Genomic DNA, 20,979 nt, shown 5'->3' with positions numbered 1-20,979 from the left:
CCTCAGGTCCCCAGCACCTTCCAGATCGAGTTGGCGGTGGCGATCAGGCGGTCGTCGACGGTGATTTCGCCGCGCACGAAGATCACCGAGCGGGCCTTGCGGGTGACCGTCGGGCGGCAGATCAGCCATTCGCCGGGGCGCGCGGGCGAGAGGAATTCCGAGGTCAGCGACAGGGTGACCGAGGGCTTGCGGCCGACCGCGTCCCAGGCGGCTGACCCTAAGCTCGCATCGAAGAAGGTCATGATCGCGCCGCCGTGGACGATGCCCAGGCCGTTGGCATGGCGCAGTTCCGGGCGGAAGGCGAAGACGCGCTGGCCATCCTCGACCTGGTCGTAGAAGGCAAAGCTGATGGTGCCGCCCTCGGCACCCGGGCCGCGAGCGCCGAAGACATCCTGCTCGAACGGGTCGTGGGTTTCGATCGGCGCCCAGCCCTCGGGCGCGCCGGTCTCCTCGCTCATGCCCCCAGGACCTTCCAGATGCCGTTGGCCTGGAGGACGACCTTGCCGCGGCAGGTCAGGGCACCGGTGACGAAGACCAGCGAGCGGGTGGCGCGGGTGACGCGGGCCTCGCCCTCGATCACGTCGCCCAGCTTGGCAGCCAGGGCGAAATCGGTGTTCAGGGTGATGGTGGAACAGGGTTTGAAGCCGATCGCCTCCCACACCACGGTGCCCAGGACATGATCGGCAAAGCTCATCAGCATGCCGCCGTGGCAGACCCCGCCCGGGTTGAGATGCTCTTCGCCGACCACGAAGGAGAAGGTCCAGCTGGCGTCCTTGTTCTTTTCGGTGCGCACCGGCCCGATCAGGGCGAGGAAGCCCGGCTGATTGAACTGGACACCCGGCTCTTGCGCCGGCGCGGTCTGGGGGAGGGCCATGGCTTTCCTCGGCAGCAATATGACAATCTGTTCAATTGTCATTAAATGCCCGGCCGGTGCTTGAAAACAGTCAATTTTGCATTGCCGCATGAATGGCCGGCGACCGACAATCCGCGCCGCCGAGGGGAGATCTGGTCATGGCTGAGACTTACCGTAGGGGATTGCACGGGTTGGGCGACGGCCTGTTCGCCTGGTTGCAGCCCGACGGCGGCTGGGGCTGGTCCAATGCCGGCCTGATCACCGACGGGGACGAGGCGATTTTGATCGACACCCTGTTCGACATGACCCTGACGCGCGAGATGCTGGCGGCCATGCGCGATGCCGTGCCGGCCGCCGCGAACATCGGCACGGTGGTGAACACCCATGCCAATGGCGACCATTGCTGGGGCAATGCCCTGGTCGACGGGGCGCAGATCGTGGCGAGCCGGGCCAGCGCCGAGGAAATGGCCGAGGTGCCGCCCGCCATGCTGGCCTCGATGCTGGCGGCGGCCGACCAGATGGGACCGCTGGGCGACTACCTCAAGACCATTTTCGGCAGTTTCGATTTCGCCGGGATCGAGGAGCGGGCGCCCACCCGCACCTTCTGCGAGCGCTGCACCTTGACCGTGGGCAACCGCCGGATCGAATGCATCGAGGTGGGGCCGGCCCACACCAAGGGCGATATCATCGTCCATGTCCCCGATGCCAGGACCGTGTTCACCGGCGACATCCTGTTCGCCAACGGCCACCCGGTGATGTGGGCGGGCCCCGTCGGCAACTGGATTGCGGCCTGCGACCACATCATCGGCCTGGAGGTCGATACCGTGGTGCCGGGGCATGGGCCCATCGCGACCAAGGCCCACGTTGCCCGCCTGCGCGACTATCTGGGCCATATCCGCGACGCGGCCAAGGCCCGCTATGACGCCGGCCTGGGTGCCTTCGAGGCGGCGCGCTCGATCGCGCTCGACCAATGGTCCGACTGGGGCGATGCCGAGCGTATCGCGGTCAACGTGGCGACGCTGTACCGCGAATTCTCGGGCGACACCAACCCGCCCAACGTCCTCGAACTGTTCTCGTGGATGGCACAGTTGCACCGCGACCGGGCGGCAAGCCGCTAAGTTCAGCATTTCCTCAACCAAGATTATCGCAGTGCAAATTTGCTCAGGCCCGGTCCTGCGGCATCAATGAGGCCAATGGATTGGCGGAAGGCCGGGGCATGGACGAGATTTTTGCGCGCAAGAACCTGATCAAACCGGGGCGGCTCCATGCCCTGAGCGCGCGCTCGGATCTCGCCGGCTTCCTCCAGGTCGGCAGTCACCTGGCCGCCATCGTCGCCAGCGGTGCCGCCCTGTGGCTGACCTGGGGCACGTGGTGGGCGGTGCCGGTGTTTGTCTTGCATGGCGCGCTGCTCAACTTCCTCTATGCCGGCCAGCATGAACTGAGCCACTGGACCCCGTTCAAGACCCGGGGCCTGAACGCCTTCTTCGGCCGGATTTTCGGCTTCATCCTGCTCTACCCGCGCAGCTTCGATCAGATCCAGCACACCGCCCATCATCGCCACACCCAGGACTGGGCCCTGGACGGCGAGCTGGCACGCGATCGCTATACCCTGTCCAGCTACCTGCTGTGGTTCTTCGGCCCGACCTACTGGTATTCGCGCGTCGCCCGCATCCTGCGCATGAGCGCGGGGATCGTGATCGAGCCCTATATCCCGGCCGAGCGGCGGGCCGACGTGATCCTGGAGGCCCGCCTGCACCTGGCCGGTTACGCCGCCATCGCTGCCGCCTCGGTGGCCTTGCAGAGCTGGGCCGCGGTGATCCTGTGGCTCGCCCCGCTGGTCGCCACCAAGTGCCTGCACCAGTTGCAGAACACGATCGAGCATTTAGGCCTGACCCACGAGCAGAACATCCTGAAGAACACCCGCACCACCCGCACCAACGCCTTCCTGCGCTGGTTGTGCTGGAACATGCAGTATCACACGGCGCACCATGCCTTCCCCGGCGTGCCGTTCTACAAGCTGCCGGTGCTGCACAAGGAAATCTTCGAGGACAACGGCCTGAAGCCCTATGCCATGACCTATTGGGGTTTCCAGCGCCAGGTCTGGCGCGCCCTGTCGGGCGGCCGCACGGAAGCCGACTACCCCGCCGACCGCGCCTGGATCGCGGAACCGCAGGATCTGCCGCCGGCCAAGGTGGCGGTGAATGCCTGAACTTGCCGTCTACCAGTCGCTTTGGGCCACCGAACAGCGTATTCCCGGCATCGAAGAGGCCCCGATCGAGGCCCGTTTCGAACAGGTGAAGGCGGCGGGCTTCGACGGCATGGCCGTCGACCTGGGGGCGCTGGATCTCGCCACCGCGAAGACCACGGTGCCCTATTTCGCCCGTTACGGCCTGGGCGGCTTGCTGACCGCCTTCCCCAAATCGATCGAGGACCTGCGCCCGGCCTTGCACCTGGCCAAGGAGATCGGCGCGCCCTTCGTCGTGGTGGTCGGCCAGGTCATGCCGCTGTCGCTGGACGGCATGATCCCGGTCATTCGCGAGTGGCTGGCCGTTGCGGCCCAGGAAGGCGTGCCGATCCAGTTCGAGACCCATCGCAACTGCATCACCAACGACCTGTTCACGGCGCTGCAACTGCTCGACGCCATCCCCGAGATGCGCATGGCGGCGGACCTGTCGCATTACGTGGTCGACCGGGAGATGCCCTATCCCATCCCGGCGGAATTGCAGGTGCAGGTCGGCCGCATCCTGGCGCGCTCGGACTCGTTCCAGGGCCGCATCGCCACGCGCCAGCAGGTGCAGGTGCCGATCGGCTTTCCGCAACACGGCAAATGGCTGGACGTGTTCCTGGCCTGGTGGCGCGACGGCTTCGCCCGCTGGAAGGCGCGCGCCGGGGCGGACGACAGGCTGATCTTCCTGTGCGAGTTGGGTCCGCGCGACTATGCGATCACCGACGGCGACGGCAAGGAACTGTCGGACCGGGCGCAGGAAGCCTTGATGCTGAAACACTACGCCCGGGAGATCTGGGCGTCCCTGTAATTCCCTCTCCGCCGCTTGCGGGGGAGAGGGAAGGGGCCCATCGCGAAGCGATGGGAAGGGTGAGGTGGCTAGCCGGCGAATGCGTATCTTTTGCCGGCAAACCACCTCACCCCACCCCTCTCCCCCTGAAGGGCGGAGAGGGAGCTTCCTCAAGATCAGGCGAGGTCGTAACGGTCGAGGTTCATCACCTTGCCCCAGGCGGCGACGAAGTCGTGTACGAAGGCCTCGCCCGCATCGGCGCTGGCATAGACTTCCGCCAGGGCCCGGAGCTGCGAGTTCGAGCCGAAGACGAGGTCGATGCGGGTGGCCGTCCAGACCGGCTCGCCGCTGGCCCGGCTGCGTCCTTCGAAGATTCCCTCGTCCGAGGCCGGCGACCAGACCGTGGCCATGTCGAGCAGGTTGACGAAGAAGTCGTTGCTCAGGGTCCCCGGCCGCGTGGTGAAGACGCCGTGCGGCGACTGGCCGGCATTGGCCCCAGCACCCGCAGGCCACCCACCAGGACCGTCATTTCAGGCGCGGTCAGCGTCAGGAGCTGAGCCTTGTCGACCAGCAGGTCTTCGGCCTTCACACTGAACCGGGTCTTGAGGTAGTTGCGGAAGCCATCGGCCACCGGTTCCAGCACGGCGAAGGAGTCGACATCGGTCTGTTCCTGGGAAGCGTCGGTGCGGCCCGGGGCAAAGGGAACCGTCACCTCGTGCCCCGCCGCCTTGGCCGCCTGTTCGACCGCGGCGCTGCCGCCCAGCACGATCAGGTCGGCCAGCGAGACTTGCTTGCCGCCTGCATTGAAGGCCTTCCGGATGCCTTCCAGGACGTCCAGCACCTTGGCCAACTGGGCCGGCTGGTTGACCGCCCAGTCCTTCTGCGGGCCAGGCGGATGCGGGCGCCATTGGCGCCGCCCCGCTTGTCCGAGCCGCGGAACGTCGCTGCCGAGGCCCAGGCCGTCGACACCAGTTCCGCGATGGAAAGGCCCGAGCCGAGGATCCTGGCCTTCAGGGCGGCGATGTCGCCCGCGTCGATCAGGGGGTGGTCGACGGCGGGGAGAGGATCCTGCCACAGCAGGTCTTCCGCCGGCACCTCCGGGCCCAGGTAGCGGGCGCGGGGCCCCATGTCGCGATGGGTCAGCTTGAACCAGGCGCGGGCGAAGGCATCGGCGAACTGGTCCGGATTCTCGTGGAAGCGCCGCGAGATCTTCTCATAGGCCGGGTCGAAGCGCAGGGCGAGGTCGGTGGTCAGCATCGACGGTGCGTGACGCTTGGCGGGATCGTGGGCATCGGGCACCGAATTGGCCCCGGCGCCGTTCGTCGGCCGCCACTGGTGCGCGCCGGCCGGGCTCTTGGTCAGTTCCCAGTCGTAACCGAACAGATTCCAGAAGAAATTGCTGCCCCACTTGGTTGGGGTCGAGGTCCAGATCACTTCGAGGCCGCTGGTGATCGCATCGGCGCCCTTGCCGGTCTTGAAGCTGCTCTTCCAGCCCAGGCCCTGCTGCTCGATCGGGGCAGCCTCCGGCTCGGGCCGACCGGGGCCGCGTCGCCGGCGCCGTGGGTCTTGCCGAAGGTGTGGCCGCCGGCGATCAGCGCGACCGTTTCCTCGTCGTCCATCGCCATGCGGGCGAAGGTCTCGCGGATGTCCCGGGCGGCCGCGATCGGATCGGGGTTGCCGTTGGGGCCCTCGGGATTGACGTAGATCAGGCCCATCTGCACGGCGCCGAGCGGATGCTCGAGATCGCGGTCGCCGGAATAGCGCTTGTCGTCCAGCCACTTCTTCTCCAGGCCCCAGTAGACGTCTTCCTCGGGTTCCCAGACGTCCGGGCGGCCGCCGCCGAAGCCGAAGGTCTTGAAGCCCATGGACTCGAGCGCGACGTTGCCGGCCAGGATCATGAGGTCGGCCCAGGAAATCTTGGCGCCGTACTTCTGCTTGACCGGCCACAGCAGCCGGCGCGCCTTGTCCAGGCTCGCATTGTCGGGCCAGGAATTGAGGGGGGCGAAACGCTGCTGGCCGGCACCGCCGCCGCCACGGCCGTCGCCCGTGCGATAGGTGCCGGCGCTGTGCCAGGCCATGCGGATGAACAGGGGGCCGTAGTGGCCGAAGTCCGCCGGCCACCAGTCCTGCGAGTCGGTCATCAGCGCGCGCAGGTCCTGCTTCAGGGCGGCGAGGTCGAGGCTCTTGAAGGCCTCGGCATAGTTGAAGCCCTCGCCCATGGGGTTGGACAGGGACGAATTCTGGCGCAGAACCTTGAGGTTCAACTGGTCCGGCCACCAATCCTGGTTGGACGTGCCCCCGCCGGCCTTGTGCATCTGGGTGGCCCCCGCAACGGGGCACTTGCTCTCGCTCGACATGGTTTCTCCATCCGTGTTGGGCATCGCCGGGCGTGGCGGACGGCACGGCTACCCAAGCCATCGGCCACGCAAAATAACTGGATCTGGAACGCTCCCGATGCAATCGGGAATGCCGATCGGCCACCCCACTTTATGCTGATCGGTGATCGGCAAAATTTATACGTAGGTGTTAGGGCGGATCGGCGGGCGCCGTGCGCCCGCCCTCAGGGTCCAGGCAGGGGATCAGACCGCCGCCAGGATCCGGGTCTCCAGCGCCGCCAGGCGCGGGTCGCCATGGCCGCGCGGGCGGGCGTGGTCGACGTCGACGTCGAGCGCGATACTGCCTTCGCGCAGCACGATCACCCGGTCGGCCAGGGTGATCGCCTCGCCCACGTCGTGGGTGATCAGCACGGTGGTGAAGCCGCGCGCCGCCCAGATGCGCAGCAGCAGCGTGTGCATTTCAGCCCGGGTCAGGGCATCCAGCGCGCCGAAGGGCTCGTCCAGCAGCAGCACGCCGGGTTTGGAGACCAGGGCACGGGCCAGGGCCACGCGCTGGCGCTGGCCGCCCGACAAGACCGCCGGCCAGTCGTGCGCCCGTTCGGCCAGGCCCACGTCCGCCAATACCGCCCGGGCGTCCTCGCGCCAATGGGCGCCGCGGGAAATGCCGACATTGTCGAGCACCCGCTTCCACGGCAGCAGGCGTGCCTCCTGGAACAGCAGGCGGACATCCGGCTGCAGGCCGTCGACTGGCCGCTCGTCCAGGCGCACGGTGCCGGCGGTGGGCGCGTCAAGGCCGACGATCTGCCGCATCAGGGTCGACTTGCCGCCGCCCGAGCGCCCCACCACGGCGATGAACTGGCCGGCCGGCACGTGCAGGTCGAGATTGTGCAGGACCTCGCGCTCGCCGAAGGCCTTGCGCACATTGGACAGGGTGATGGCCAGGCCACGGCCGGTGGGGGCCGCCGCCGGCCGGGGGGCCGGCCGCGCCGGCACGGGCAGGTCGTCGACGATGGTCCGTTCCAGGCGGTTGAGCACGGCGGTCATCATGCGGCCTCCGCCGGGGGCTGATAGGCGGGGTGCCAGGCCAGCGCCCAATGTTCGAGCAGGCGGGTCAACACATCGGCCAGCTTGCCCAGCAGGGCGTAGACGATGATGCCCAGCAGCACGACGTCGGTCTGCAGGAACTCGCGCGCATTCATGGTCATGTAACCGATGCCGGCCGAGGCCGAAATGGTCTCGGCCACGATCAGGGTCAGCCACATGATCCCCAGGGCATAGCGCAGGCCGACCAGGATCGAGGGCAGGGCACCGGGCAGGACGATGCGCCAGTAGAGCTCGCCTTGGGACAGGCCGTAGACCCGGCCCATCTCGATCAGGCCCCGGTCGACCGTGCGGATGCCGTGGAAGGTGTTGAGGTAGATCGGAAACATCACGCCGATGGCGACCAGGAAGATCTTGGCCTCCTCGTCGATGCCGAACCACAGGATGACCATCGGGATGATCGCGAGATGCGGCACGTTGCGCAGCATCTGCATCGAGCTGTCGAGGAATTTCTCGGCCACGGGCAGGGCGCCGGTCAGCACGCCCAGCACCAGCCCGATGCCGCCGCCGATGGCGAGGCCCTTCAGCGCCCGCTCGGTGCTGACCCAGGTGTGCACGAACAGGGTGCCGTTCTGGACGCTGTCCCAGAAGGCGAGGGCGACGGCGCTGGGCGCCGGCAGGGTGCGCTGTTCGATCAGGCCGCTGCGCGCCGCGATCTCCCACAGCACCACAAGGGCGACAGGCAGGGCCCAGGCGGCAAGGGCGCCGCCCAGGCGTCTGGCGGTTCGTCGCGCGGTCACGTATTGCTCTTGCGCACGACGTCGGCGATGACGAGCTGCTTGGGGATCAGCCCCAGGCCGAAGAAGGTGTCGGCGATCTTCTGCTGCTCGGCCACCACCTCGGGGGCCAGCGCCTTGACGCCGTAGCCCTGCCGCCCGATCGCGACCGCCAGGATGGGCTGGGGAATGCCGACGATCGGTGCCAGGTCCTTGGCCGCATCGGCGGGCGAGGCCTTGGCCCATTCGCCGATGTCGTAGAGGCTGGCCAGCAGCGCATCGATGACCGCCGGGTTGGCGGCGGCGAACTTCTGTTCCGACAGGTAGAACTGATGGTTGGAGACCAGGCCGGTACCATTGGCCAGGGTCTTGGCGCCGGTCGCCGCCTCGGCCGCGGCCAGGAACGGATCCCAGATCGCCCAGGCATCGACCGCGCCCTTCTCGAAGGCGGCGCGGGCATCGGCCGGCGGCAGGAACACCGTTTCGATGTCCTTGTAGGCGACGCCGTTGGCCTCCAGCGCCTTGACCAGCAGGTAGTGCACGTTCGAGCCCTTGTTCAGGGCGACGCGCTTGCCCTTGAGCTCGGCCACAGTTTTCAGCGGGCTGTCCTTCTGCACGATGATCGCCTCGCCCGCCGGCGCCGGCGGCTCGTGACCGACATAGAGCAGGGGGGCACCGGCGGCCTGGGCGAAAATCGGCGGCGCTTCGCCGGTGGTGCCGAAATCGACCGCGCCGACATTCAGCGCTTCCAGCAACTGCGGCCCGGCCGGGAATTCGGTCCAGGTGACGGTGAAGCCCAGGGGCTTGAGCTTCTCATCGAGGCCGCCCTTGCCCTTCAGCAGGGTCAAGGTGCCGTATTTCTGGAAGCCGATGCGCAGAACCTTGTCGCCTGCCGCGCGGGCGCTGCCGCCCTTCAGGCCGGCGGCAAGGCCGAGGCCCACGGCCGCCGTACCGGCCAGGAAGCTGCGCTTGGTGATCTGGGTGGTCATGACACGGTCCGCCTGTGCTGAATTAACTCGATTTATGTGTGATAAAAATTTATCAACACATCGTCCTTCAACACAATCGATTCACATTCGCCGGCGCGTCAACAAATAACATTACAGAAGTTATGTGTTATTTAAGCGGGCGAAAACGCGGCGTCCGACCGCGACGGCCGAGGCGCTCTAGGCTTTCTTGAGGAATTCCGTGCGCAGCACCAGGCCCTTGACCTTTTCGGCGTTGCATTCGATTTCGGCCGGGTCGTCGGTCAGGCGGATATTCTTGACCACCGTGCCGCGCTTCAGGGTGACCGAGGTGCCCTTGACCTTCAGGTCCTTGATCAGCGTGACCGAATCGCCGTCGCTCAACTTGTTGCCGTTGCTGTCTTTTGTCTCGCTCATGTCGTCCCTCGGGGTGCGATAAACCCGGCGGGTTCTATCATGGAATTCGGCGGCCGGTGGTGGTTTGGTGCTGCCTGCGGACGGCGACAAGAGTACGCGGGAAAAGACCGTCGCCAAGCTCAAGACGTCGAAATAGGAGAGAGACATGGCCACCGAAACCACCCCTTGGAATGCTAGCGATTACCTGGACAGTCCTGAAATGATCGCCGCCTATCTCGATGCCGCCTTCGAAGACGGCGATCCGGCCGTGATCACTGTGGCGGCCTTGACCTGGCTGGGAGGGTTAGCCATCTTTGTATGATGAATAGCGCACGCACCAGCAAGGCCCGTCCTCCCAAGCCACCGGCCGGCCCGCCGGCGGCTGGCGGGCCGCTGCCCGGCAACCGGCCGAGCCAGAAAGTCTGGCGAACCGAGGACCTGCCGGACGAGGTCATGGACGCGTTGCACAAGGTGGCACAGACGCCCTACGACGAGTAGGGCCGGTGCCGTTACCCAAGCCGGTGGCGGGATTGGTCGTCCGCTATGACTATCTGTGGCACCGCGAGCAAGAAGGCGGCCGCGTCGAGGCCAGCAAAAGCCGGCCCGCCTGCATCGTGCTGGCCGATGAAGCCGGCCAGGTGATCTATGTCGCCATCACCCATAGGCCGCCGGCGCCCGACCGCGCCGCCCTGGAATTGCCGGCTGACGAGAAGCGTCGCCTGGGCCTGGACGACCAGCGGTCATGGGTGATGCTCGATGAAATCAACATCGATCAGTGGGCCCAGGGGCTGGAACCGGTGCCCGGCAGGCCCAATGAATTCGCTTATGGACGGATCAGCTATCCGTTCCTGCGCCGGATCATCGACGGCGTAGACGGGCACCGCACCAAACTGCGCCGGGTCAGGCGCTAGGGCGGAGGAAAAGTCCAACGGGTGCCCCTGGCAAAAGTCTAACGTTCGCCTTGTGTTCACGGCAAAATCGGCCGCCAGAAAGTGCCGAAAACCGCAATGATTTCGATGGCTTGGGCGCTGGTGCCGACGCGCGGAATTGAACCGCGGACCTACTGATTACGAATCAGTTGCTCTACCCCTGAGCTACGTCGGCATTGGGCGGGTGACCTTGGGACCGCCTCTATTATCCAAGAAGTGCGGAGGCTGCAAGCCGATCCTGAGCGATGGAGGCTGCTTTGTCGATCGCGGCGGCCATGCCAAGATCGGGCAAGGCTTCCTGTTCTCCCGGTCCGCGACCTTGCCCTCCGTCATTCCTTTCACGCGTTGCCTGTCATGAGTCGCCGCCTGGCGGTGGTGGTGGAGACTTGGCCCTGCCTGTACGCCACGGCCATCGCCCATGAGATTGCCGGGCTGGAGGCGCGGGGCTTCGACATTCACCTGGTCTCGCTGCACCCGGCCGTGACCGCCTTGCGCCATCCCGTGCACGGGGCCGTGCGGGCGCCGCTGACCCTGCTGCCGGGGCGCCCGCTTGCTGCTCCCCGCCGCTGGTGGCGGGCGTGGTGCGTGGTGCGCCGGTGGCCTGGCTATCGCGCGGCGCGGGCCGTGTTGCAGGCCGATCTGGCCCGCCTGGCGGGGCGGGACCGCCGCCGGCGCCGGCGCTGCTTCAATCAGGCCATGATCATGGCGGCGGAGCTGCCGCCGGCGGTGCCCCATATCCATGTTCACGGGCTGGCGGCGACGGCCACGGTCGGCCGTGATGCCGCCCTGCTGCGCGGCATCGGCTTCAGCCTGTCGGCCCATGGCGGCGATGGCCCGGCCTGGGAGCTGCGCGACAAGCTGGAGGCCGCGGCCTTCACCGTCTGCTGCACCCGGCAGGAAACGGCGGCCCTGCAGGACCTGTCGATGAAGCCGGTAACCTGCCAGCATCACGGCCTGGCGGCGGACACCTTCGAGCGGGCCGCGGCCAGTTCGCGCGACGGCACCGATCCGCGCCACCCGGTGCGCCTGCTGTGCGTCGCCCGCCTGGTGGCCGGCAAGGGTCACGAGGATCTGCTCGCCGCCCTGGCCCAGTTACCCGGCAGCCTGGCCTGGCGCCTGGACCTAATCGGCGACGGCCCGCTGCGCGGCAAGCTGGCCACGCTGGCGCGCCGCCTGAAGCTCGACGGCCGGGTAACCTTCCACGGTGCCAAGGTGCTGGGCGATGTCGCCGCCGCCTATGCCTGCAGCGATCTCGCCGTGCTGGCCGGCCGCAACGCCGGCGACGGCCTGCCCCAGGCCGTGGTCGAGGCGCAGGGCGTGGGCCTGGCGGTGGTCGCCGCCCGCCTGCCGGCTATCGCCGAACTGGTCGAGCATGACGTCACCGGCCTGCTGGTCGAGCCGGGCGACCGGGCAGGCCTGGCCCGCGCGATTGCCGCGCTGATCGTCGATCCGGTGCAGCGCCAGGCCCTGGCGGCGGCGGGGGCGGCCAGGGTGGCCCTGGAGTTCGATGCCCAGTCGGGCTTCGACCGCCTGGCCGCCCGGCTGCGGCCGCTGGTGGTGGGCCGGCGATGAGCCATCGCACTTTTGGACGGAGGGCCCGGTGCCGTCACGCATCCTGATCCATGTCGAGCATCCCGCCGGCTGCGGCCCGCTTGCCGAGCATCTCGCCGCCGCGGGGCATGAGGTGACCGTGGCCCATGGCGGCAGGCCTGACGGGGGACTCGCCGGGGTGAAACTTGTCCCGTTACCCAACGCCCCGGCGGCGCCGTCCGACGGCGATTGGGAGGCGCTGCGCTGGACCGCCACCCATCGCCTGGCGGCTGAGCTGCGGCCGGACCTGCTGATCGTCGAGCTGTTTCCCTTCGGCCGCCGGGACCTGGCCTTCGAGCTGACCCCGCTGATCCAGATCGTGGCGGCCCGGGGTGGGCACATCGCCGTGACCCTGCCGGCCACGCTGGCGCCGCCGCGCGATCCGGCGTTGGACCGCGACGCGGCCGCCTTCGCCCGGGATTGGGCCGACCTGATCCTGGTCGAGGGCGATCCCGCGGCCCCGCCGCTCGAGGCCCAGGTGCCGGCCCTGGCCGATCTGGCCGGCCGCCTGCGCTATGCCGGCGCCGACGGGGTTGCCGGGACCGTTGCTGCGCTGCAACCGCTTCTGTAAGGTGCCGCGCCATGACCGATACCGTGCTCCTGACCATCGATGGCCCCCGCGCGACCATCACCCTGAACCGGCCCGAGCGGCATAATGCGCTGGAACGCGCCGACCTCGAGCAGTTCGGCGCGCACCTCGATACCGTTGCCGCCAACCCGGACCTGCGTGTCCTGATCCTGTCGGGCGGTACGGCCAAGAGCTTCTGTTCGGGCGTCTCGATCACCGATCTTGCCGCCGGCGGCCAGCGCGAGGGCCCGCTGGAGCGGCTGGTCAACAAGCTCGAAGCCCTGAACCTGCCGATCATCGCCGCCCTGAACGGCGGCATTTTCGGCGGCGCCGTGGAAATCGCCTTGGTTGCCGATTTCCGCATCGGCGTCTCGGGCATGCGCCTGTTCGTGCCGCCGGCGCGGCTGGGCATTCACTATTCCGTGCTGGGCCTCAAGTGCCTGGTCGAACGCCTGGGGCTGAACGTCGCCAAGCGCCTGATCCTGTCGGTCGAGGAATTCGACGCCGGCCAGTTGCTCGCGGTCGGCTTCCTCGACCGCCTGGTGGCCGATCGCGATGCCCTGGAGATCGAGGTCGCGGCGTTGGCCGCCCGGATCGAGGGGCTGGCACCCCTGGCCGTCCAGGGCATGAAGCAGACGCTGAACGGCATTGCCCGCGGCACCCTGGATGCCGGCGCCGCCGCCGAGCGGGTGGCCGCCTGCTGGGCCTCGGCCGATCACCAGGAAGGGCTGAAGGCCTTCGCCGAGAAGCGCAAACCGGTGTTCAGCGGAAAATAGCTGGCGCCCGGGGATGAAAACGCCGCCGTGCTCCGTATATCAAGCATGGTGTCGCCCAAGTCCCGTTTCGATGTCATCGGCCAGCTCGGCTCGCTGCGGCGCTATGCCCGAGCGCTGACGCGCGATGCCGGCGAGGCCGAAGACCTCGTGCATGACGCCTTGTTGCGCGCCTACGAGCGCCGCGGCTCGTTCCGGCGGGGCGGCAACCTGCGCGCCTGGCTGCTGTCGATCCTGCACAATGTCTTCATCGACAGGCAGCGCGCGCGCCAGGCCGAGGCGGCGCGCGAGGATGCAGCCGGGCAACTGGCCGGTACCAGTGTCGCCCCGCCGCAGGACCATGCCGTGCGCCTGGCCCAGGTGCGCGACGCTTTCTATCAATTGCCCCCGGAACAGCGGGCAGCGCTCCACCTCGTCGCCATCGAAGGCCTGTCCTACCTGGAGGCGGCCGAGGCGCTGGCCATTCCGCTGGGCACCTTGATGTCCCGCATCGCGCGCGCGCGCGCCGCCCTGCGCGCGATGGAGGATGCCGGGGGAGAGAATGCCGGGGGCGACACATCGACCAGCCATCTGCGGATTGTCGGAGGCCGTGATGACAGAACCCCGTGATCCCGTGGTTGAGGGCGACCTCGACGCCTATGTCGATGATCAGCTCGAGGTGACGCGGCGCATCGAGGTCGAAGCCTTCCTGTCGGCCCACCCGGGCGACGCTGCCCGGGTGATGGCGGACCTGCGGGCCCGCGACGAGTTGCGCGTGGCGCTGGCGGGGCAGGGCGGCAGCGGCCGGCCGGCAACCGGCGATGCGGCGCGGCGGTTGCAGCGGGGCCTGGCGGCCGGCGGCATGCTGGAGCGGCTTCGGCGCATGGCCGCGGTCTTCCTGCTGCTGGGGGCTGGCTGGCTGGCCCATGGCGTGCTGGGGCCGGCCTCGATTTCCCCGGTGGTGGCCTCGACCCCGACGCCGGCCTATGTCGAGGATGCGCTGCGCGCCCACAAGACCTCGACCGTGCGGGCCGCGATGGCTTCGCAGCCGCGGGTCGCGGCCTATGACCCGGCCGAGATCCGCACGGCGACCGGCATCGTCATGCCCGCCCTGCCGCAGGACTGGCGCGTGCGCGACGTGCAGATCTACCCGTCGCAGTTCGGCCCCAGCGTGGAGATGTCCTTCGAGACCGACGACTTCGGCATCCTGTCCCTGTTCGCGGTTCGGCCCGGCAGCTTCGACGTCGTCCCGCCCACCGATCTCGAGGCCGGGGATGCCGCCGCCTCGTATTTCCAGGTCGGCGAGGTCGCCTATGCCCTGGTCGCCCGGACCGATGCCGAGAAACTGGGCCGCGCCGCCGCGCGGCTTGCCGATTCACTTTACTAGCCCCCAAGGAGTGCTTGCGATGAATTCACCCAATTTCGGTACGCGTACCGACTATGCCGCCCGGCAGACCGCCCTGTTCGACGAGGGCCTGCGCAAGCATATGCTGCGCATCTTCAACTACATGGCCCTGGGCTTGGTACTGACCGGCCTCGTGGCCTTCACCGTGGCCTCGGTCCCCGCCCTCTATGTGCCGATCTTCTCGACCCCGCTCAAGTGGGTGGTGATGCTGGCGCCGCTGGCCTTCATCCTGTTGTTCTCGTTCCGCATGCAGACCATGTCGGCGGCGGGCGCCCAGGCCATGTTCTGGGCCTTCTGCGCGGTGATGGGCCTGTCGCTGTCGGCGGTGTTCCTGGTCTTCACCGGCACCTCGATCGCGCGCACCTTCTTCATCGCGGCCGGCATGTTCGGCGGCATGAGCCTCTATGGTTACACGACGAAGCGCGACCTGCGGCAGTTCTCGTCGTTCCTGATCATGGGCCTGATCGGCGTGATCATCGCCAGCGTGGTCAATATCTTCATCGGCTCGACCATGCTGCAGTTCATCGTCTCGGTCGCCGGCATCCTGGTCTTCCTGGGCCTCACCGCCTGGGACACCCAGACCATCAAGGAGCAGTATGCCGAGCACCAGGACGCGGAATCACAGCAGAAGCTGGCCGTCTTCGGCGCGCTTTCGCTCTACCTCAACTTCGTCAACATCTTCCAGCTTCTGCTGAATCTGACCGGCGAGCGGGAGTAACGGCAAGGAGTACGCGCAGCCATGGACAAGAACGACCAGCAGGCGATTCAATCGCTGTTCGGCAAGCTTGCCGACGTGGAGCGGCAAGCGCCGCCCCGCGACGCCCAGGCCGAGGCCTATATCCGCGAACAGGTCGCCGCCCAGCCGGCGGCGCCCTACTACATGGCGCAGACCATCGTGGTTCAGGAACAGGCGCTCGAAGCCGCCCAGGCCCGGATCGAGGAACTCGAACAGGCGCGGCCCTCGGGCGGGCTGTTTTCGGCCCTGTTCGGCGGCAGCAGCCGCCAGCCGCCGCGGCCGCGGCGGGCCCAGCAGCAGCCCTATCCGCCGGGCGAGATGCAGCGGGGCGGCGGCGGCTTCCTGGCAGGGGCCGCGCAGACCGCGATGGGGGTTGCCGGCGGTGTCCTGCTGGGCAACGCCATCGCCGGCATGCTGGGCGGTGAGGCCCAGGCCGCCGAAGATCCGGGGGCGGAGGATCCCGGCGCCGAAGACCCGGGCTTCGATGACGGCGGCGACTTCGGCGGCGGCGAGTTCTGAGCGGCATCCGTCGCATCGCGAGGGGGACGGCATGCCGTCCCCCTTTGCGTTACAGGGTCTTGACCAGGGCTTCCAACTGGTCGGTGCAGATCCCCCAGCCTTCGTGGAAGCCCATTTTCTCGTGGGCTTCACGGTCTTCGACCGTCCAGTGCCGGGCCAGGGCGGTGTAGCGGGTCTTGCCGCCCTCCTCCTCGAAGGTCAGCACCAGCGTCATGAACGGTTTGGCCGACGGCACCCAGGCTTGCGTATAGGCGTCGGTGGCGACCAGGCGCCTGTTCTTCACCACCTCGAGGTAGACGCCGGGGTTGGGAAACTCGGTGCCGTCGGGCCCGCGCATCACCACCAGGCTGCTGCCGCCCGGACGGAGATCCACTTCCGCATGCGGCGTGGTCCAGGGCAGCGGGGCGAACCACTGTTTCATCAGTTCAGGTTCGGTCCAGGCCCGGAACAGCTTGTCGGGCGAGGCATCGATCAGGCGGGTCAGGATCAGGTCGCGGTCGGTGGTGGTCATTGGCATTCTCCGGGCCCAAGTGGTTTCATAGCCCAAGGACGCGGCCGGGGGACGGGTTCCGACAGGTTGCCCCGATTTTTTCGCGTCGGACGCAGGAGGTTTGCGTGGCCCATCCAGCCTTTACAGAAAATGCCGTCGCCGTCGTCACCGGGGCGGCCGGCGGCATCGGCCTTGCGGCCGCCACGCGCTTTGCCGGCCTTGGCCTGAAGGTCTGCCTCGCCGATCTGGGCGGCGAACGGCTGACCCAGGCGGCGCTGGCCGTGGCCGCCGCAGCACCCGGGGGTGGTGACAGCGTGATGGCCTGCGCTACCGATGTCGGCAAGCTTGACGATCTCCAGGCGCTGGAGGCCGCGGTGAACGCGCGCTTCGGCGGCACCGACATCCTGATGAACAATGCCGGTGTCCAGCCGGGCAGCACCATCACCGGCCCGCGCGAGAACTGGCAGCGGGTGCTGGAGGTCAACCTGTGGGGCGTGATCAACGGCACCCAGGTCTTCGTGCCCGGCATGATCGCCTGCGGCCGCCCCGGCCTGGTCATCAACACCGGCTCCAAGCAGGGCATCACCACGCCGCCGGGCGATCCCGCCTACAATATCTCCAAGGCCGGGGTGAAGGCCTTTACCGAGGCCTTGCAGCACGAGTTGCGCAACACCCCCGGTGCCAGGCTGAGCGCCCACCTGCTGATCCCCGGCTTCGTCTTCACCGGGCTGACGGCCAAGGGCCGGACGGAGAAGCCCGCCGGGGCCTGGACGGCGGAGGAAACCGTCGACTTCATGCTGGCGAGGCTCGAGGCCGGCGACTTCTACATCCTGTGTCCCGACAACGAGGTGCCCCGTGCGCTCGATGAGCGGCGCATCCTGTGGGCGGCGGGCGACATCGTGGAAAATCGCCCGCCCCTGTCACGCTGGCACCCCGACCACGCCCAGGCCTTCGCCGCCTTCCTGAAGGATTGACCCGCCGCGATCAGGCGGCGAGATGGTCGCGGGTGGAGGACAAGGTGGCATAGGCAAAGCCCAGCGCCGCCATGAACGCCGCATGGGCCTGGGCGGCCGGCACCTGGACGCCGTTGAAGTCGAGATCGCGCGAGGCGCAGGCATCGTGGATGACCGTGACCTTGTAGCCCAGGTCGGCGGCGGCCCTGGTCGCGGCGTCGACGCACATGTGGCTCATGGCGCCGCAGATCACGACCTCTTCGATGCCGGCGGCATCGAGCAGGGGCTCGAGCCCGGTATCGCGGAAGGCATTGACCTGGTGCTTCAGCACCACCGGCTCGCTGTCCTGGTTGTGCACCTTGGCGTGGATCGCCGCCCCCGGCGAGCCCGGCGCGAAGAACGGCGCCTCGGCGGTGGCGAATTCGTGGCGGACGTGGACGACGAGGTCACCCTTGGCGCGCGCGGCGGCGATCAGGCGGGCGGCATTGTCCGCGGCCGCGTCCATCTCGTGCAGCGGCCACTTGCCGCCGGGAAAGTAGTCGTTCTGGATGTCGACGACGATGAGGGCCTGCTTGGTCATGTGTCTGTTCCTTGTGCCTTGCCATCTACTGGTGCTGGCAGGAATAGCCGGAACGGCGCATGCTGCGGATTGGCGGAACCGACATTATTCAGGGCAAAACTGACAAATGACCGTGGACGGCGATCCGGCCGAAATCGGCCTCCTGCTTTATCCGGGGGTTCAGCTCGCGGCGATTCACGGCCTGACCGACCTGTTCACCGTGGCCAGCCGGCTGGCGGGCGAGCGCGCCGGCCGCAGCCTGCCCGGCCTGCGGGTCAGCCAATGGTGCGCAAGGCCGCCGGACGGCGCCGTGGCCTGCGTCGCCGATAGCCATCCCCATTTGCCCAGCGGCCCGGCCGTGATCGTCGTGCCGCCCAGCCTGGGCGCCCCGCCGGACGATGCCGCGCCGCTGGCCCGCTGGCTGAGCGAGCGCCATGGCGGCGGCAGCATTTTGTGCTCGGTCTGCGCCGGGACCTTCCTGCTGGCGCAGACCGGCCTGCTGGACGGCCGCGCGGCGACCACGCACTGGAGCTATACCGACGTGCTGGCCCAGCGTTTTCCCGCGGTCCTGGTCGATACCGACAAGCTGATCATCGACGACGGCGACGTCATCACCGCGGGCGGGGTGATGGCCTGGACCGACCTGGGGCTGCGCCTGGTCGACCGGCTGCTGGGCCCGACCGTGATGATGGCGACCGCGCGCTTCCTGCTGGTCGATCCGCCGGGGCGTGAGCAGCGCTACTACAGCAATTTCGCCCCCCGCCTGCGCCATGGCGACGAGGCGGTGCTGAAGGTCCAGCACTGGCTTCAGGCGCAGGGAATGGCACAGGTCACGATCCTCGAAATGGCGCAGCGTGCCGGCCTGGGCGAGCGCACCTTCCTGCGCCGCTTCCACAAGGCGACCGGCCTGAAGCCCACCGAATACTGCCAGCAACTGCGCGTCGGCAAGGCCCGTGAGCTGCTGGAGTTTACCAGCCGCACCGTCGACCAGGTCGCCTGGAGCGTCGGCTATGCCGATCCGGGCGCGTTTCGCAAGGTGTTCCACAAGGTGACGGGCCTGTCGCCCGGCGACTATCGCCGCCGGTTCAGCGCCGCGCCGTGATACCCAGCAGGTGGCGCACCACCGGGGGCTGGTCGCCGGTGTGGAAGCGGCGGGCCTCTCCTTGCAGGTCGGCATCGGCCTTGGAGACGCGGGCGTGCTGGCGCAGGTGCTCGATCCAGGATTCGACCAGGAACCATTCGACGATGCGGGTCGCGTCCTCCGCATCCTCGGTCAGGCCCCAGGAATAGGCGCCGTCGCGCCGCCGCTCGGCCGAGAGGCGATGCAGGACCTTGAGGAAGGCCGGGCGCTGTGCCTGGTCGACCAGATATTCGATGGTGACCAGCACCGGGCCGCGGTCGCCCTCGATCGGGGTGGCGACCAGCGGCTCGGGCCAGTGATTGGACGGGGTCAGGTCGGCCTCGCCGCCGGGCAGCTTGAAGCGGTGGGCGGCCAGGGCCAGCAGGGTCAGGCCGCCGCCCGCGATGTACAGGGTTACCGGCACGCCGACGCCGTCGGCGACGGCACCCCAGAGGATGCTGCCGGCGGCCATGGCGCCGTTGAAGACGGTGAGGTAGATCGCCAGGCCGCGGCCGCGCACCCAGTTGGGCAGGATCGCCTGCACCGTGCCGTTGATCGTGGTCAGCGCGGCGATCCAGCCGGCCCCCAGGATCAGCAGCACCACGATGGCCAGCCATTGCGGCGGGCCTAAGGCCAGGATCGCCATCGAGCCCGCCGCGATCAAGGCGGCCGCCAGCAGCAGGCCGTCGCCGTCCAGCCTGGCCCGCACGGCGGGCAGCACCAGGGCGCCGGCGATGGCACCGACCCCGACCGCGGCCAGCAACAGGCCGTAGAAGCCGGCATCGCCACCCAGCAGGTTGCGCGCGATCAGCGGCAGCAGGGCCCAGACGGCGCTGGCGAAGGCGAAGAACACCACGGCGCGCAGCAGCACCACATGCAGCTCGCGGCTGGCCCGGGCATAGCGCAGGCCGGCGCGCAGGGCGCCGCCGAACTGCTCCTGCAGGGCATCGTCGGTCTTGGGCGCGCGCCGCCACCAGACCAGGGCCGCGATCACCAGCAGGTAGCTGGCGACATCGGCGCCATAGGTCAGCGCCGCGCCAAAACTCGCCAGCAGCAGACCGCCCACGGCCGGGCCGATCGAGCGGGCGATGTTGAATCCTAAGGAGTTCAAGGCGACGGCACTGCGCAGGTCGGCCCTGGGCACCAGTTCCGGCACGATCGACTGCCAGGTCGGGCCCATCAGGGCGGCGCCGATGCCGCCGACGAAGGTCAGGCTGATCAGGATCTCGACCGTCAGCTCGTTGGTGGCCGCCAACAGCATCAGCAGGGCGCTGACCGCGGTCAGGGCGACCTGGATGGCGATCAGCAGGCGTCGGCGGTCCAGGATGTCCGACAGGACACCGGCGGGGATCGCCAGCAGGAAGATCGGCAGCGAGCCGGCGGCCTGGACCAGGGCCACCGCGGCCGGCGAGGCCGACATGTCGGCGACCAGCCAGGAACTGGCGACGTCGCGCATGAAGGTGCCGGAATTGCCCAGGATGGTGGCCACCCACAGAACCGTGAAAACGCCATGGCGCAGCGGCGCGAAGGCGCCGGGGGGCTTGGGCACCGGGGTGGCGCTCATGACCTGCGGCCGCCGTTGACCAGCAGGGCCGCCGCGGCAAAGCCGCCGACGATCGCCACATGCTCGAAGAAGGTCGCGGTCTGGTGCCCCTGCTCGGGCCCCTCGAAGGCCCAGAAAGGATGGGCCAGCAGGGTTGCCACCACGGTGAAGCCGGCCAGGATGCCGGCGCCCAGCCAGCAGTAGCTTGCCGTCAGGAACAGGATCGAGCCGCCGAGCTGGGCAGCGATCACCGCCCCGGCCACCAGTTCGGGCGACGCCAGGCCAAGGCCTGCAACCTCGCCCGTCGCCCCGGCGAAATCGGTCAGCTTGACCAGGCCGCTGATGGCGAAGGGCGAGGCCAGGGCCAGACGGGCCAGGAATTGCAGGCCGGGCACGGCCAGGAGGGCGGCGATCGGGGCAGGCGGGTTCATCGT

Annotated in this window: 25 protein-coding genes, 1 tRNA gene and 1 pseudogene; 15 read left to right on the top strand and 12 right to left on the bottom strand. The window is 68.4% G+C overall.

Going from position 1 to position 20,979, the window contains the following annotated elements; all coding sequences use genetic code 11:
• Nucleotides 1-2: 2 nt before the first annotated feature.
• Together D3874_RS19720 and D3874_RS19715 are read right to left on the bottom strand one after the other, a co-directional pair.
• Complete coding sequence (locus tag D3874_RS19720) at nucleotides 3-458, bottom strand: PaaI family thioesterase (RefSeq protein ID WP_119779946.1); 456 nt, start codon at nucleotides 456-458, stop codon at nucleotides 3-5.
• Nucleotides 455-874, bottom strand: a complete 420-nt coding sequence (locus tag D3874_RS19715; protein WP_158596114.1) for a PaaI family thioesterase — start codon at nucleotides 872-874, stop codon at nucleotides 455-457. Before D3874_RS19715 ends, D3874_RS19720 begins: the two co-directional genes overlap by 4 nt.
• A 137-nt stretch (nucleotides 875-1,011) precedes the next feature.
• On the opposite strand from D3874_RS19715, the gene D3874_RS19710 reads away from it, so the two are divergent.
• From D3874_RS19710 to D3874_RS19700, 3 genes are all read left to right on the top strand, one after another.
• Complete coding sequence (locus D3874_RS19710) at nucleotides 1,012-1,971, top strand: MBL fold metallo-hydrolase (RefSeq protein ID WP_119782396.1); 960 nt, start codon at nucleotides 1,012-1,014, stop codon at nucleotides 1,969-1,971.
• Between the two features lie 98 nt (nucleotides 1,972-2,069).
• On the top strand, nucleotides 2,070-3,062 hold the full coding sequence (locus D3874_RS19705; protein WP_119779944.1) for a fatty acid desaturase: 993 nt from the start codon (nucleotides 2,070-2,072) through the stop codon (nucleotides 3,060-3,062).
• Nucleotides 3,055-3,888, top strand: coding sequence for a sugar phosphate isomerase/epimerase family protein (locus D3874_RS19700; protein WP_119779943.1), 834 nt, complete (start codon nucleotides 3,055-3,057; stop codon nucleotides 3,886-3,888). Before D3874_RS19705 ends, D3874_RS19700 begins: the two co-directional genes overlap by 8 nt.
• Before the next feature lie 155 nt (nucleotides 3,889-4,043).
• Here D3874_RS19700 and katG read toward each other — a convergent pair.
• The 5 genes and pseudogenes from katG to D3874_RS19675 form a co-directional block, all read right to left on the bottom strand.
• Nucleotides 4,044-6,224, bottom strand: a pseudogene (gene katG, locus D3874_RS19695) (catalase/peroxidase HPI).
• 222 nt (nucleotides 6,225-6,446) lie between these two features.
• Complete coding sequence (locus tag D3874_RS19690) at nucleotides 6,447-7,250, bottom strand: ATP-binding cassette domain-containing protein (protein WP_119779942.1); 804 nt, start codon at nucleotides 7,248-7,250, stop codon at nucleotides 6,447-6,449.
• Nucleotides 7,247-8,044, bottom strand: a complete 798-nt coding sequence (ssuC, locus tag D3874_RS19685; RefSeq protein WP_119779941.1) for an aliphatic sulfonate ABC transporter permease SsuC — start codon at nucleotides 8,042-8,044, stop codon at nucleotides 7,247-7,249. The genes D3874_RS19690 and ssuC overlap by 4 nt, the downstream gene beginning before the upstream one ends.
• Nucleotides 8,041-9,009, bottom strand: a complete 969-nt coding sequence (locus D3874_RS19680) for a sulfonate ABC transporter substrate-binding protein (protein WP_119779940.1) — start codon at nucleotides 9,007-9,009, stop codon at nucleotides 8,041-8,043. The genes ssuC and D3874_RS19680 overlap by 4 nt, the downstream gene beginning before the upstream one ends.
• 177 nt (nucleotides 9,010-9,186) lie before the next feature.
• On the bottom strand, nucleotides 9,187-9,402 hold the full coding sequence (locus D3874_RS19675) for an alkylphosphonate utilization protein (protein WP_119779939.1): 216 nt from the start codon (nucleotides 9,400-9,402) through the stop codon (nucleotides 9,187-9,189).
• 145 nt (nucleotides 9,403-9,547) lie between these two features.
• Between D3874_RS19675 and D3874_RS19670 the strand changes: the two genes are divergently transcribed.
• Genes D3874_RS19670 through D3874_RS19660 form a run of 3 tightly spaced genes read left to right on the top strand, consistent with a single transcriptional unit; the run spans nucleotide 9,548 to nucleotide 10,292 of the window.
• On the top strand, nucleotides 9,548-9,703 hold the full coding sequence (locus D3874_RS19670) for a helix-turn-helix domain-containing transcriptional regulator (RefSeq protein WP_199699171.1): 156 nt from the start codon (nucleotides 9,548-9,550) through the stop codon (nucleotides 9,701-9,703).
• The gene (locus tag D3874_RS19665; protein ID WP_119779938.1) at nucleotides 9,700-9,879 is read left to right on the top strand and encodes a hypothetical protein; all 180 of its coding nucleotides are present in this window, start codon (nucleotides 9,700-9,702) and stop codon (nucleotides 9,877-9,879) included. Before D3874_RS19670 ends, D3874_RS19665 begins: the two co-directional genes overlap by 4 nt.
• A gap of 5 nt (nucleotides 9,880-9,884) precedes the next feature.
• Nucleotides 9,885-10,292 carry a hypothetical protein gene (locus D3874_RS19660; protein WP_147385737.1) on the top strand — a complete coding sequence of 136 codons (408 nt, stop codon included), beginning with the start codon at nucleotides 9,885-9,887 and terminating at the stop codon, nucleotides 10,290-10,292.
• A 118-nt stretch (nucleotides 10,293-10,410) separates the two neighbouring features.
• On the opposite strand, the gene D3874_RS19655 is transcribed toward D3874_RS19660, so the two are convergent.
• Nucleotides 10,411-10,485 (bottom strand) — tRNA-Thr (locus D3874_RS19655).
• A gap of 179 nt (nucleotides 10,486-10,664) precedes the next feature.
• Here D3874_RS19655 and D3874_RS19650 point away from each other — a divergent pair.
• Genes D3874_RS19650 through D3874_RS19620 form a run of 7 tightly spaced genes read left to right on the top strand, consistent with a single transcriptional unit; the run spans nucleotide 10,665 to nucleotide 15,880 of the window.
• A complete protein-coding gene (locus tag D3874_RS19650; protein WP_119779934.1) occupies nucleotides 10,665-11,882 on the top strand; it encodes a glycosyltransferase in 1,218 nt (405 codons plus the stop codon).
• A gap of 28 nt (nucleotides 11,883-11,910) precedes the next feature.
• The gene (locus D3874_RS19645) at nucleotides 11,911-12,471 is read left to right on the top strand and encodes a hypothetical protein (RefSeq protein WP_147385736.1); all 561 of its coding nucleotides are present in this window, start codon (nucleotides 11,911-11,913) and stop codon (nucleotides 12,469-12,471) included.
• 11 nt (nucleotides 12,472-12,482) lie between these two features.
• Nucleotides 12,483-13,244: an enoyl-CoA hydratase/isomerase family protein gene (locus D3874_RS19640; protein WP_119779929.1), complete on the top strand. Its 762-nt coding sequence runs from the start codon at nucleotides 12,483-12,485 to the stop codon at nucleotides 13,242-13,244.
• Between the two features lie 27 nt (nucleotides 13,245-13,271).
• Entirely contained in the window at nucleotides 13,272-13,850 is a 579-nt protein-coding gene (locus D3874_RS19635) for a sigma-70 family RNA polymerase sigma factor (RefSeq protein WP_233560050.1), read from the top strand.
• Nucleotides 13,834-14,607: an anti-sigma factor family protein gene (locus tag D3874_RS19630; RefSeq protein ID WP_119779925.1), complete on the top strand. Its 774-nt coding sequence runs from the start codon at nucleotides 13,834-13,836 to the stop codon at nucleotides 14,605-14,607. The genes D3874_RS19635 and D3874_RS19630 overlap by 17 nt, the downstream gene beginning before the upstream one ends.
• Nucleotides 14,608-14,626: 19 nt before the next feature.
• Nucleotides 14,627-15,343, top strand: a complete 717-nt coding sequence (locus D3874_RS19625) for a Bax inhibitor-1/YccA family protein (RefSeq protein ID WP_119779922.1) — start codon at nucleotides 14,627-14,629, stop codon at nucleotides 15,341-15,343.
• Nucleotides 15,344-15,364: 21 nt separating this feature from the next.
• The gene (locus D3874_RS19620) at nucleotides 15,365-15,880 is read left to right on the top strand and encodes a DUF2076 domain-containing protein (protein WP_119779919.1); all 516 of its coding nucleotides are present in this window, start codon (nucleotides 15,365-15,367) and stop codon (nucleotides 15,878-15,880) included.
• A gap of 49 nt (nucleotides 15,881-15,929) precedes the next feature.
• On the opposite strand, the gene D3874_RS19615 is transcribed toward D3874_RS19620, so the two are convergent.
• Nucleotides 15,930-16,391, bottom strand: coding sequence for an SRPBCC family protein (locus D3874_RS19615; protein ID WP_199699170.1), 462 nt, complete (start codon nucleotides 16,389-16,391; stop codon nucleotides 15,930-15,932).
• 104 nt (nucleotides 16,392-16,495) lie between these two features.
• On the opposite strand from D3874_RS19615, the gene D3874_RS19610 reads away from it, so the two are divergent.
• Nucleotides 16,496-17,344 carry an SDR family NAD(P)-dependent oxidoreductase gene (locus D3874_RS19610; protein WP_119779915.1) on the top strand — a complete coding sequence of 283 codons (849 nt, stop codon included), beginning with the start codon at nucleotides 16,496-16,498 and terminating at the stop codon, nucleotides 17,342-17,344.
• Between the two features lie 10 nt (nucleotides 17,345-17,354).
• On the opposite strand, the gene D3874_RS19605 is transcribed toward D3874_RS19610, so the two are convergent.
• The gene (locus D3874_RS19605) at nucleotides 17,355-17,903 is read right to left on the bottom strand and encodes a cysteine hydrolase family protein (protein WP_119779912.1); all 549 of its coding nucleotides are present in this window, start codon (nucleotides 17,901-17,903) and stop codon (nucleotides 17,355-17,357) included.
• 106 nt (nucleotides 17,904-18,009) lie between these two features.
• Between D3874_RS19605 and D3874_RS19600 the strand changes: the two genes are divergently transcribed.
• Nucleotides 18,010-18,984 (top strand): GlxA family transcriptional regulator, encoded by a 975-nt coding sequence (locus D3874_RS19600; RefSeq protein WP_119779910.1) that lies wholly within the window; start codon nucleotides 18,010-18,012, stop codon nucleotides 18,982-18,984.
• Here D3874_RS19600 and D3874_RS19595 read toward each other — a convergent pair.
• Together D3874_RS19595 and D3874_RS19590 are read right to left on the bottom strand one after the other, a co-directional pair.
• The gene (locus D3874_RS19595; protein ID WP_119779908.1) at nucleotides 18,968-20,566 is read right to left on the bottom strand and encodes an MFS transporter; all 1,599 of its coding nucleotides are present in this window, start codon (nucleotides 20,564-20,566) and stop codon (nucleotides 18,968-18,970) included. The two genes, D3874_RS19600 and D3874_RS19595, sit on opposite strands and share 17 nt — an antisense overlap.
• Entirely contained in the window at nucleotides 20,563-20,976 is a 414-nt protein-coding gene (locus D3874_RS19590; RefSeq protein WP_119782395.1) for a DoxX family protein, read from the bottom strand. Before D3874_RS19590 ends, D3874_RS19595 begins: the two co-directional genes overlap by 4 nt.
• Nucleotides 20,977-20,979: the final 3 nt, after the last annotated feature.

It is taken from the genome of Oleomonas cavernae (assembly GCF_003590945.1).
Classification (GTDB): domain Bacteria; phylum Pseudomonadota; class Alphaproteobacteria; order Zavarziniales; family Zavarziniaceae; genus Zavarzinia; species Zavarzinia cavernae.
The sequence above is the reverse complement of the archived record's forward strand: the minus strand, read 5'-3'. Positions and strand labels throughout refer to the sequence as shown.

Excerpts from the sequence above, each read along its gene's own strand:
- D3874_RS19720 (WP_119779946.1), bottom strand. The coding sequence starts at position 458 with ATGAGCGAGGAGACCGGCGCGCCCGAGGGCTGGGCGCCGATCGAAACC.
- D3874_RS19715 (WP_158596114.1), bottom strand. The coding sequence starts at position 874 with ATGGCCCTCCCCCAGACCGCGCCGGCGCAAGAGCCGGGTGTCCAGTTC.
- D3874_RS19710 (WP_119782396.1), top strand. The coding sequence starts at position 1,012 with ATGGCTGAGACTTACCGTAGGGGATTGCACGGGTTGGGCGACGGCCTG.
- D3874_RS19705 (WP_119779944.1), top strand. The coding sequence starts at position 2,070 with ATGGACGAGATTTTTGCGCGCAAGAACCTGATCAAACCGGGGCGGCTC.
- D3874_RS19700 (WP_119779943.1), top strand. The coding sequence starts at position 3,055 with ATGCCTGAACTTGCCGTCTACCAGTCGCTTTGGGCCACCGAACAGCGT.
- D3874_RS19690 (WP_119779942.1), bottom strand. The coding sequence starts at position 7,250 with ATGATGACCGCCGTGCTCAACCGCCTGGAACGGACCATCGTCGACGAC.
- D3874_RS19680 (WP_119779940.1), bottom strand. The coding sequence starts at position 9,009 with ATGACCACCCAGATCACCAAGCGCAGCTTCCTGGCCGGTACGGCGGCC.
- D3874_RS19675 (WP_119779939.1), bottom strand. The coding sequence starts at position 9,402 with ATGAGCGAGACAAAAGACAGCAACGGCAACAAGTTGAGCGACGGCGAT.
- D3874_RS19670 (WP_199699171.1), top strand. The coding sequence starts at position 9,548 with ATGGCCACCGAAACCACCCCTTGGAATGCTAGCGATTACCTGGACAGT.
- D3874_RS19665 (WP_119779938.1), top strand. The coding sequence starts at position 9,700 with ATGATGAATAGCGCACGCACCAGCAAGGCCCGTCCTCCCAAGCCACCG.
- D3874_RS19650 (WP_119779934.1), top strand. The coding sequence starts at position 10,665 with ATGAGTCGCCGCCTGGCGGTGGTGGTGGAGACTTGGCCCTGCCTGTAC.
- D3874_RS19640 (WP_119779929.1), top strand. The coding sequence starts at position 12,483 with ATGACCGATACCGTGCTCCTGACCATCGATGGCCCCCGCGCGACCATC.
- D3874_RS19630 (WP_119779925.1), top strand. The coding sequence starts at position 13,834 with ATGACAGAACCCCGTGATCCCGTGGTTGAGGGCGACCTCGACGCCTAT.
- D3874_RS19625 (WP_119779922.1), top strand. The coding sequence starts at position 14,627 with ATGAATTCACCCAATTTCGGTACGCGTACCGACTATGCCGCCCGGCAG.
- D3874_RS19620 (WP_119779919.1), top strand. The coding sequence starts at position 15,365 with ATGGACAAGAACGACCAGCAGGCGATTCAATCGCTGTTCGGCAAGCTT.
- D3874_RS19615 (WP_199699170.1), bottom strand. The coding sequence starts at position 16,391 with ATGACCACCACCGACCGCGACCTGATCCTGACCCGCCTGATCGATGCC.
- D3874_RS19605 (WP_119779912.1), bottom strand. The coding sequence starts at position 17,903 with ATGACCAAGCAGGCCCTCATCGTCGTCGACATCCAGAACGACTACTTT.
- D3874_RS19600 (WP_119779910.1), top strand. The coding sequence starts at position 18,010 with ATGACCGTGGACGGCGATCCGGCCGAAATCGGCCTCCTGCTTTATCCG.
- D3874_RS19595 (WP_119779908.1), bottom strand. The coding sequence starts at position 20,566 with ATGAGCGCCACCCCGGTGCCCAAGCCCCCCGGCGCCTTCGCGCCGCTG.
- D3874_RS19590 (WP_119782395.1), bottom strand. The coding sequence starts at position 20,976 with ATGAACCCGCCTGCCCCGATCGCCGCCCTCCTGGCCGTGCCCGGCCTG.